Origin of the sequence: Helicobacter pylori (assembly GCF_011140715.1) — a bacterium.
Lineage (GTDB): Bacteria > Campylobacterota > Campylobacteria > Campylobacterales > Helicobacteraceae > Helicobacter > Helicobacter pylori_DA.
On record NZ_SFZZ01000035.1, the window covers coordinates 1 to 9,619 of the forward strand.

9 protein-coding genes and 1 pseudogene are annotated in these 9,619 nt (G+C 39.8%); 7 read left to right on the top strand and 3 right to left on the bottom strand.

Going from position 1 to position 9,619, the window contains the following annotated elements; all coding sequences use genetic code 11:
* Positions 1-854 (top strand): annotated as a pseudogene (locus tag EWZ81_RS03365) (beta-1,4-N-acetylgalactosaminyltransferase); the annotation flags it as partial.
* 64 nt (positions 855-918) lie between these two features.
* Here EWZ81_RS03365 and EWZ81_RS03370 read toward each other — a convergent pair.
* Positions 919-1,545: a YbhB/YbcL family Raf kinase inhibitor-like protein gene (locus EWZ81_RS03370; protein ID WP_001936330.1), complete on the bottom strand. Its 627-nt coding sequence runs from the start codon at positions 1,543-1,545 to the stop codon at positions 919-921.
* A 65-nt stretch (positions 1,546-1,610) separates the two neighbouring features.
* Between EWZ81_RS03370 and EWZ81_RS03375 the strand changes: the two genes are divergently transcribed.
* From EWZ81_RS03375 to msrB, 6 genes are all read left to right on the top strand, one after another.
* Positions 1,611-2,075, top strand: a complete 465-nt coding sequence (locus tag EWZ81_RS03375) for a helix-turn-helix domain-containing protein (RefSeq protein WP_165549019.1) — start codon at positions 1,611-1,613, stop codon at positions 2,073-2,075.
* Between the two features lie 169 nt (positions 2,076-2,244).
* Positions 2,245-3,408 carry a NifS family cysteine desulfurase gene (locus tag EWZ81_RS03380; RefSeq protein ID WP_165549020.1) on the top strand — a complete coding sequence of 388 codons (1,164 nt, stop codon included), beginning with the start codon at positions 2,245-2,247 and terminating at the stop codon, positions 3,406-3,408.
* Positions 3,409-3,429: 21 nt separating this feature from the next.
* Positions 3,430-4,410 (top strand): iron-sulfur cluster assembly scaffold protein NifU, encoded by a 981-nt coding sequence (locus tag EWZ81_RS03385; protein WP_001052006.1) that lies wholly within the window; start codon positions 3,430-3,432, stop codon positions 4,408-4,410.
* A gap of 163 nt (positions 4,411-4,573) precedes the next feature.
* On the top strand, positions 4,574-4,807 hold the full coding sequence (locus EWZ81_RS03390) for a ribbon-helix-helix domain-containing protein (protein ID WP_165549021.1): 234 nt from the start codon (positions 4,574-4,576) through the stop codon (positions 4,805-4,807).
* A 110-nt stretch (positions 4,808-4,917) separates the two neighbouring features.
* Positions 4,918-6,264 (top strand): DNA repair protein RadA, encoded by a 1,347-nt coding sequence (radA, locus tag EWZ81_RS03395; RefSeq protein WP_165549022.1) that lies wholly within the window; start codon positions 4,918-4,920, stop codon positions 6,262-6,264.
* Positions 6,265-6,386: 122 nt separating this feature from the next.
* Positions 6,387-7,466, top strand: a complete 1,080-nt coding sequence (msrB, locus tag EWZ81_RS03400) for a peptide-methionine (R)-S-oxide reductase MsrB (RefSeq protein ID WP_165549023.1) — start codon at positions 6,387-6,389, stop codon at positions 7,464-7,466.
* 405 nt (positions 7,467-7,871) lie between these two features.
* On the opposite strand, the gene EWZ81_RS03405 is transcribed toward msrB, so the two are convergent.
* Together EWZ81_RS03405 and EWZ81_RS03410 are read right to left on the bottom strand one after the other, a co-directional pair.
* A complete protein-coding gene (locus tag EWZ81_RS03405) occupies positions 7,872-8,705 on the bottom strand; it encodes a sulfite exporter TauE/SafE family protein (protein WP_108540851.1) in 834 nt (277 codons plus the stop codon).
* Positions 8,706-8,916: 211 nt separating this feature from the next.
* A partial coding sequence (locus tag EWZ81_RS03410; protein ID WP_165549024.1) for an outer membrane protein occupies positions 8,917-9,619 on the bottom strand: 703 nt, incomplete at its 5' end.

A 9,619-nucleotide genomic window follows, 5' to 3' on the forward strand; every position in this document is an offset into this window, starting at 1 on the left:
GGGGGGGGGGGGCATTTAGAAGATAGGGTTATCCATCCCACTTTAACTCTACCCAATCCCACGCATTCGGGTTATTTTGACTATGATAAAAAAATCAAAACCCTAAAAGCCCTCTAAACCCATGGGCTTTTATTAGAGTCAAAAATGAAATCGTTACTTTAGAAGAGAGTTTGTTTTCCATGCTTCCTGACATTCAAAGGGGGGTCATTGGTTTTAATGATTGCGATGATGGCTCTAAAGAAGTGATCTTAGAGTTTTGCAAAAAGTTCCCCTCATTTATCCCTATCAGTTATCCTTATGAAGTCATACTAAAGGATTGCCCGAGTTTGTGGCACCAATTTTATCATTATTCTAATTATACGCTTTCTTTTATCCCTAAAAATGAGTGGGTTGTCAAAATTGATGGTGATCATATCTATGACGCTAAAAAGCTTTATGAAAGTTTTTATATCCCTAAGAGCATTAAAGAGGTTGTGATGTATTCGCGCATTAATTTTGTGGTGCAGGATTTTGAAGTGTTTGTTCGTAATGATGGGGATTTTGGTTTTTTAGACGCATGGGGGGATCATTGGTTATTGTATAACGATTGCGAGCCTTTTGAAATTTGGCACTACAATGATGAGAGTTATGAAGTCCTAAAACTTAAAGACAAACACCATATTAGAGATAAGGAAATGGTGCAATGGCACTTCCCTTTAGCTAAAAAGAGGCGAAACGCTATCGTTTATGACGATTTGATCCCTTTAAAAGAATTTAAAAAACACCATGCCGATTTGATAGGCACAAGGATTGAAGAAAACATGCTAGATGAAAAAAGGATTTTAGAGATGTATCAAAAATTCCGCTTGTCTTAAGTTCGTTTTGGTGCTCAATAACCAATGTTTATTTAGGTTTAATTAAACCTAATAAACACGCAGTTTATTTCCTTACAAACTGCTTGTATAAAAATTCCTTTCTCCCTATGGCGATGATATGGTTGCGCATTTTGTCATGCAAATCGCCTAAGAAAAAAGGGGCTTTTAATTCCAATTTAGGAATGTCTAGGGCATACACTTGAATTAAGTAATGGTGATCACCATTAGGGGGCATGGGACCGATATAGACGCTGTTATTGAGGTTGGAGCGTTGTTTTTCGCTTTCATTGAGCGGTGAACGGATAAAGCCTTGAGTGAGCGAATTGACCCCTTGAACAATCCTTTTATCCATCATGGAAGCGTTTTCTTCTAAAACATTGTAAGAAATGTTGCCCACGACCCAATGGACAAACGGCATGCCACACACTTTTTGCGCGTCATGATCTATTAATTCTAAAGCGTAGCTTTTAGCGCCTTCCACTTTTTGCCATGAGATTTTAGGCGAATAAGTGGGTAATCCGTTTGGGTTAAGAAACCCTCTAGGGGCGTTGCCGCCAAATTTAGCGTCCAAATACCCTTGCGAATCGGTTTGAATCATCACTTCAAAAGTTTTCATTTTAAGCCCTTTTTCTTTGAAATCATTTTCCTTTATTGTAGCATGATCATAAAAACACATCTTACTTTGGAACATGATATTAGAATAATTATTTTTAATGATTGTATAGCTATTTATTTTTGGTGGTTACCATTGAACGCATGGAAAGTAGAATAAATCGTTTGAGCACCAAAATAGACGCACTATTGGAACAGCAAAAAAAAGTGATTTCGTTGTTAGAAACTTATTTGAGCGTTTATTCCACGCCACAAGAGGCTTCAAATAAGTTTTTTAAAGGCGTTAGTCAAGGGATGGAGTTAGCCCCAGAAATCGCGCAAGAAGATGAAGAAAAACGCCTTTATGTGTTGCAATATTTAAGCCATGTGGATATTACTAAAAACAAGCAAGACTCCCAACTCAAAAAAGATTGTTTGGAATTTATCCAAAGGTTTAATATCCCAAAGCCCCTTATCATTACCGCTCTTTATAACCTTAGGGGCATTAAGCCCACTAAAAAAGAAGTAGCGAAACAATTGCAAAAACTCTATGTGTGGGAGAAGCGTTACCAACAAGGGGGGATAGACGCTTTAAAAGACAGGCGTGGGAGACCCCTTAAAAAACCTTAAGCGGGTTGATAATGGCTATGTTGGTTTTTAATGGAGGTATTTGTGTTTCTCAAAATGTTTTTTAAAATTCATCTTATTTTTAAGTTAAAATTAAGAAAATATCTTGTATTTAATCATAATTTAGACCTAGATAAGAAATCTATGTAAAATTTTTAAGGAGAACACTCATTTGTTACAACGAATTTATTTAGACAATAACGCTACAACTAGGATTGACCCTAAAGTCAAAGAAATCATGGATCCTTTTTTAAGGGATCATTACGGGAACCCTAGCTCGTTGCACCAGTTTGGCACAGAAACCCACCCGGCCATTGCAGAAGCATTGGATAAGCTCTATAAAGGCATTAACGCTAGGGATATAGACGATGTGATCATCACTTCTTGCGCGACAGAGAGCAATAATTGGGTGTTAAAGGGCGTGTATTTTGATGAATGCTTGAAAAAAGGCAAAAACCATATTGTAACCACGGTTGCAGAGCATCCGGCGGTGCGATCCACTTGCAATTTTTTAGAAAGCTTGGGGGTGGAGGTTACTTACTTGCCTATTAATGAGCATGGGAGTATCACCGCAGAGCAAGTCAAAGAAGCGATCACAGAAAAAACCGCTTTAGTGAGCGTGATGTGGGCGAATAATGAAACCGGTCTCATTTTCCCTGTTGAAGAAATTGGGGCTATCTGTAAAGAAAAGGGCGTGTTGTTCCATACCGATGCGGTGCAAGCGATTGGTAAAATCCCTGTAGATGTGTTAAAGGCGAATGCGGATTTCCTTTCTTTTAGCGCGCACAAGTTTCATGGGCCTAAAGGCATTGGGGGGTTGTATATTAGAAGTGGGGTGGGATTGACCCCTCTTTTCCATGGCGGGGAGCATATGAATGGCAGGCGCAGCGGGACTTTGAATGTGCCTTATATTGTGGGAATGGGCGAAGCGATGAGATTAGCCGTAGAGCATTTAGACTATGAAAAAGAAGTGGTAGGGAAATTGCGCGACAAATTAGAAGAAGCGCTTTTGAAAATCCCTGATGTGATGGTGGTAGGGGATCGAGTCCATCGTGTGCCTAACACGACTTTAATCAGCGTGAGAGGGATTGAAGGAGAGGCCATGCTGTGGGATTTAAACCGCTCCAATATCGCCGCTTCCACAGGGAGCGCGTGCGCGAGTGAGGATTTAGAGGCTAATCCGGTGATGGTAGCGATTGGAGCGAGTAAGGAATTGGCTCATACCGCTATCAGGCTTTCATTGAGCCGTTTTAACACGGAAGCTGAAATTGATAAAACGATTGAAGTTTTCTCTCAAGCGGCTATAAGATTGAGAAACATTTCAAGCTCTTATTAAAAAGAATATAAAGGAATCAAAATGGCAAAACATGATTTAGTGGGTTCGGTTCTCTGGGATGCGTATTCTAAAGAAGTTCAAAGGCGCATGGACAACCCCACGCATTTAGGGGTCATCACCGAAGAGCAGGCTAAAGCTAAAAACGCTAAGCTCATTGTGGCGGATTATGGCGCAGAAGCATGCGGTGATGCGGTGAGATTGTATTGGCTTGTAGATGAAAGCACGGACACGATTATTGACGCGAAGTTTAAAAGCTTTGGTTGCGGGACAGCGATCGCAAGCTCAGACATGATGGTAGAATTATGTTTGAATAAAAGAGTCCAAGATGCGGTAAAAATCACGAATTTAGATGTGGAAAGAGGCTTAAGAGACGATCCGGACACGCCGGCGGTTCCTGGGCAAAAAATGCACTGCTCGGTGATGGCGTATGATGTGATCAAAAAAGCTGCCGGCATGTATTTAGGGAAAAACGCTGAAGATTTTGAAGAAGAAATCATCGTGTGCGAGTGCGCTAGGGTGAGTTTAGGCACGATTAAGGAAGTGATTAGGCTTAATGATTTAAAAAGCGTTGAAGAAATCACTAATTACACCAAAGCCGGTGCGTTTTGTAAAAGCTGTGTGAGACCGGGTGGGCATGAAAAAAGGGATTATTACCTGGTGGATATTCTTAAAGAAGTGCGCGAAGAAATGGAAGCTGAAAAACTTAAAGCCGCTGCGAATAAATCCCAAAATGGGGAATTGGCTTTCAGGGAAATGACTATGGTTCAAAAGATTAAAGCGGTGGATAAAGTCATTGATGAAAATATCCGTGCTATGCTTATGATGGATGGGGGGGATTTAGAGATTTTAGACATTAAAGAAAGCGATGATTACATTGATGTGTATATCCGCTACATGGGGGCATGCGATGGGTGCATGAGCGCGACTACCGGGACATTATTTGCCATTGAAAACGCTTTGCAGGAATTATTGGATCGCAGTATCAGGGTGTTACCGATTTGATTTGTTTTGATATTTTTAGGGGGTGAAGCCTTTTTCAAGCGAGTGCTAATAAACTTAAGATAAGGAATGATTAGCGCTTGCAACATTGTTCGTTATACGCTACTTTTATGCTAACATGCTATTTTCGTTTAAAGCGATTTGCGATGATGATTGAAGGAACTTGATGAAAACGACAGAAAACACAGATGAAACTCACTTAAGGGAAACTAAAAATAAACTAGGACGCAAACCAAAAGCAGACGCTAATAAAAAAACTTGCGCGGTAAGCTTGTATTTTTCTGATGAGCAATACCAAAAACTAGAGAAAATGGCTAACGAAGAAGAAGAAAGCGTGGGATCTTATATCAAACGCTATATTTTGAAGGCTTTAAGAAAAATAGAGCAAAATGGCCCTTGATAACTTTTTAACTTGTTTTTAGTTTAGCTTTACGAGTTTTGCTAGAAACCAAAACCAAAACCCCATTTTTATCTGGTCTTTAGCTGTGTGATTTTAAAAAGAGAGATATTTTGGCTAAAAAAACTTCTTTATTTGAGTGTCAGCATTGCGGTTTTACAAGCCCTAAATGGCTAGGAAAGTGCGTTCAGTGCAACGCATGGGAGAGTTTTATAGAATTGAACCAAGCTCAAAAGGAAGTTTTACACGCGCTTAAAAAACCGCTCTCACAAGCACAAAAAAGCGTTTCTATCGCTGAAATTGAGCATGAAGAAGTCATCAAGTTTTCTTCCACTCAAAGCGAGTTGGATATTGTCTTAGGTGGGGGGATCGCTAAAGGGGGGCTGTATTTAGTGGGGGGGAGTCCTGGGGTGGGGAAATCCACTCTGCTTTTAAAAGTGGCTTCTGGCTTAGCCAAAAACCAGCAAAAGGTTTTGTATGTGAGTGGGGAAGAGAGCTTGAGCCAGATTAAAATGCGCGCCACTAGATTGGATTGCATAGAAAAAGAATTGTATCTGCTCAATGAAATCAATTGGCCTGTGATTAAAGCTAATATAGAAAGCGAAAATTATTTTGCTTGCGTGATTGATTCCATTCAAACGCTTTATTCGCCAGAGATTTCTTCAGCGCCCGGCTCTATTTCGCAAGTGCGAGAGATCACTTTTGAGCTCATGCGTTTGGCCAAAACAAGAGATATTGCTATTTTTATCATCGGCCATATCACTAAAGAAGGGAGCATCGCAGGCCCTAGAGTACTAGAGCATATGGTAGATAGCGTGCTGTATTTTGAGGGCGATCCCAGTAGGGAATTAAGGATTTTAAGGAGTTTTAAAAACCGCTTTGGCCCTACGAGTGAAATCGGCTTGTTTGAGATGAAAGAGCAGGGTTTGGTGAGCGCTAAAGAGGCTTCAAGCTTGTTTTTTTCTAAAGAAGAGCCTATGGAGGGGAGCGCGATTACCATCACTTTAGAAGGATCAAGGGCGTTGATTTTAGAGATTCAGGCGTTGGTGAGCGAGTGCAGTTTTGGGGCGCCCAAACGATTGGCGAACGGGTTTGATACTAACCGCCTTAACATGCTCATCGCTTTATTGGAAAAAAAGCTAGAAATCCCCTTAAACCGCCATGATGTGTTCATTAATGTGAGCGGAGGCATTAAGATTAGCGAGCCGGCTTGCGATTTAGCGGTCATTGCCAGTATCCTTTCAAGCTTTAAAAACAGAAAAATTGACAATAAAACGGCGTTTTTGGGCGAAGTGAGTTTGAATGGCAGGATTTTAGAATCCCCTAATTTGAACGCCAGATTGAAAGAAATGGAAAATTACGGCTTTTTAAAAGCTATTTTGCCCAAAAAACCCAGTCAAAAAACCTCTATCAAATGCTATGAAGCCAATGTGGTGGGTAAGATTGTTGAGTGGATGTGATTGGAACTTTTGTTACCTAGTAGAACAACGCCTTATTGAAATTTAAACTCAATTTAAAGAACAATTACCATCTTTTTTAGTTATAATGGCGGACACCATTAAAATTAAAACAAAGGTTGTCAATGAAAATATTATCTTATTTGAAAAAATTTTATCTTTTTCTACTAATAGGAGCGATTATGCAAGCGAATGAAAGCATGGGGGCTAAACACCCTAAAACCGATGAAAGAGTGATTTACTTGGCTGGGGGGTGCTTTTGGGGGCTAGAGGCGTATATGGAGAGGATTTATGGCGTTATAGACGCAAGCTCTGGTTACGCTAATGGCAAGACTTCAAGCACGAATTATGAAAAGTTGCATGAGAGCGATCATGCTGAAAGCGTGAAAGTGGTTTATGATCCTAAAAAAATCAGTTTGGACAAGTTGCTACGCTATTATTTTAAGGTGATTGATCCGGTGAGCGTGAACAAGCAGGGTAATGATGTGGGCAGGCAGTATCGCACAGGGATTTACTATGTCAATAGCGCGGATAAAGAAGTGATAGACAACGCCTTAAAAGCGTTACAAAAAGAAGTGAAAGGCAAAATCGCCATTGAGGTAGAGCCGTTAAAAAATTATGTGAGGGCTGAAGAATACCACCAGGATTATTTGAAAAAACACCCTGGTGGTTATTGCCATATTGATTTGAAAAAGGCGGATGAAGTGATTGTGGATGACGATAAATACACCAAACCAAGCGATGAAGTTTTAAAGAAAAAACTCACCAAACTCCAGTATGAGGTGACTCAAAACAAACACACTGAGAAACCTTTTGAAAATGAGTATTACAACAAAGAAGAAGAGGGCATTTATGTGGATATTACCACAGGTGAGCCGTTATTTTCTTCAGCGGATAAATACGACTCCGGTTGCGGGTGGCCAAGCTTTTCTAAGCCTATCAATAAAGATGTGGTGAAATACGAAGACGATGAGAGCCTTAATAGGAAACGCATTGAAGTATTAAGCCGTATTGGTAAGGCGCATTTAGGGCATGTGTTTAACGATGGGCCTAAGGAATTGGGAGGCTTAAGGTATTGTATCAATAGCGCGGCTTTAAGGTTTATCCCCTTAAAAGACATGGAAAAAGAGGGCTATGGCGAGTTTATCCCTTATATCAAAAAGGGTGAATTGAAAAAATACATCAATGACAAAAAGTCGCATTAAGGGGGTATGACTAAGCCTCCTAATGTTGGGGGGTTAAAGTGGGGAATTTAAGCGTTTGGGTTATCCTAAGGACCGCTAAAAACCACTAGAAACCGCCTTAAGTGGTTTATTTCTAATACCCCTGCTTTGAAAACGCCCTCTTTTAAGCTTTATGGCTTTGTTCTTAAAATATCAATAACTAAAGCTTTTTAACTTTTTTAAAAAATGGGGTTTTGGTTGCTTTATTTTCATTGTTTTATGGCAAAAACTTATTTCCTTAATGAGGATAGGGGGGTATTTTGAAATCATTTTCTCTATAATCTCCTTAACCCCCTAAGAACGCATTACAAGAAACTATCGCTTGTTAAAAATCAAGCTCTTTGCTATTTCATCTTTAAAAAATGCCCTTGATTTATTTTTAAATTTTTACCCCATAATGAGCTTGTGTAAAGTCGCTAAAATGCTTAAAGCATAAATGAGGAGCAATAGGATTTTATGTACCTTTTCATTAGCCAAAGCAATAAGCTTAATGCCAATGCCCACCCCTAAAAACGCTCCAATACCGGTAATCACCCCCGCTTGAACGCTTATATTATCAAGAACCTTCCCGTTATAAAGAGAGATGACCCCAGATAAAGAAGCGAACACCACAAAAAATAGCCCCAAAGGCACGATTTTTTTAGAATCGTATTTCAAAAAATAGCCTAAAAATGGCACCATTAAAATCCCCCCACCCATGCCTAGCGGGATAGAAAAGATGCCGGTAACAAAACCAGCGAGCATCAAAACCCCATGCGTTCTATCCATAGACACAAAAGGGATTGGGCGCTTTTTTTCGGGCGTTTTGTTATTCGCATGCAAATCAAAATGCATTTCTTCAAAATGCTCTGGCTTTTTGTTGCTAGAAAAAGCGTATTTGATAAAGGTGTAGCACACCACCACCACAAACACGCCCATTAAAATTTTATCATCAATGATTTTTAAGATAAAGCTCCCTAAAATCGCCCCCATTAGCCCTCCAAGCGCGGCAAATGAGCCTTCTCTCAAATCCAACAAGCCCTTTTTGTAATTGATGATAGAGCCGACCACTGAAGAAAAAAGCATTTGCATGAGCGAAATACCCACCGCATGGCTATAGCTAAAATGGGCAAAAATCGCGCTAGGGACGACAATCTCCCCCCCACCAATACCAAAAAACCCGGCGGTAATGCCGGTGAATAGCCCCACAAGAGCCAAAATAAACGCTGTTGATTCTTCCATAAAAAACTCCCTAAATTCTAAATTATTACTTTATCAAAAAAGAGTGATAATCTTTAAAAAATTTTCTTTAATGATCGCAAAAATAGGGTTTTGATTACTTTAATTTTATCGCTTGGGAGCGATTTATAAGAGATTATCTAGGCTCTTTACCGCTTAATTTTAAAAAGGCTTTTAAGCGTTTTTAAACAAACCCCTTTTTTAAAGAGGGTTTTTAGTAAGCAAACACATAATTGAGGAAAAGGCTATACATCCTTCTGTATTCTAGTTTAGCGCCCATGAAAGAATAATAGTTGGTGTTGATCGTAGGGATTTTAAAACCTAGTTCAATGCCATGCTGAGCCGCATGATCGCTGTCTTTTTTCTTAGGCCTAGCGAGATTCATTCTCAAGCCTAAATCAAACAAAAATTGGAAGTTAGAAGCGCTGACATTAGCGTTATAAATGCCATTCATCATGGTCAAATTCACTTGTTGGGAATTAAGCCACGAAGTCCCAGCTAGCGCAAAGCCACCAAAAAGCCCCACAGAAAGCTTGTTATTTTTGCCTAAAAAGTTGGTGTTTTTATCGTTGATAAAGTTATAAAGAGCGTCCATACCCACCCCATAAGTCCACACATCAGAAGCCGAGTTAAAAAAATTAGATTTGATATAAGCATGGTTATAATCAAAGAAACCATAATACCTTAACCCCCAATTCCTTTTTTTGCCAAAGAATTGCTTGTAACCCACTTGCACGCCGATCCCATTCATCGCGCCGTTATTGTTTTGATAGTCAATCACGCCGATGCGCCTAAAGGGGTTTTTGCCTAATTCTTGCGTGATGGTTTGGAGCTGGCTGTATTTGTCTGCATTTAAAGAATAAGTGAGCAAACCTTCTGGGGAATTAGGGTTTTGAGTGGAATGCGTCATGTTTTGA

Bases quoted from the DNA above. Each gene is read 5' to 3' on its own strand.
- EWZ81_RS03370 (WP_001936330.1), bottom strand. From the start codon at position 1,545: ATGTTCCAAAGTAAGATGTGTTTTTATGATCATGCTACAATAAAGGAA.
- EWZ81_RS03375 (WP_165549019.1), top strand. From the start codon at position 1,611: ATGGAAAGTAGAATAAATCGTTTGAGCACCAAAATAGACGCACTATTG.
- EWZ81_RS03385 (WP_001052006.1), top strand. From the start codon at position 3,430: ATGGCAAAACATGATTTAGTGGGTTCGGTTCTCTGGGATGCGTATTCT.
- EWZ81_RS03390 (WP_165549021.1), top strand. From the start codon at position 4,574: ATGAAAACGACAGAAAACACAGATGAAACTCACTTAAGGGAAACTAAA.
- msrB (WP_165549023.1), top strand. From the start codon at position 6,387: ATGAAAATATTATCTTATTTGAAAAAATTTTATCTTTTTCTACTAATA.
- EWZ81_RS03405 (WP_108540851.1), bottom strand. From the start codon at position 8,705: ATGGAAGAATCAACAGCGTTTATTTTGGCTCTTGTGGGGCTATTCACC.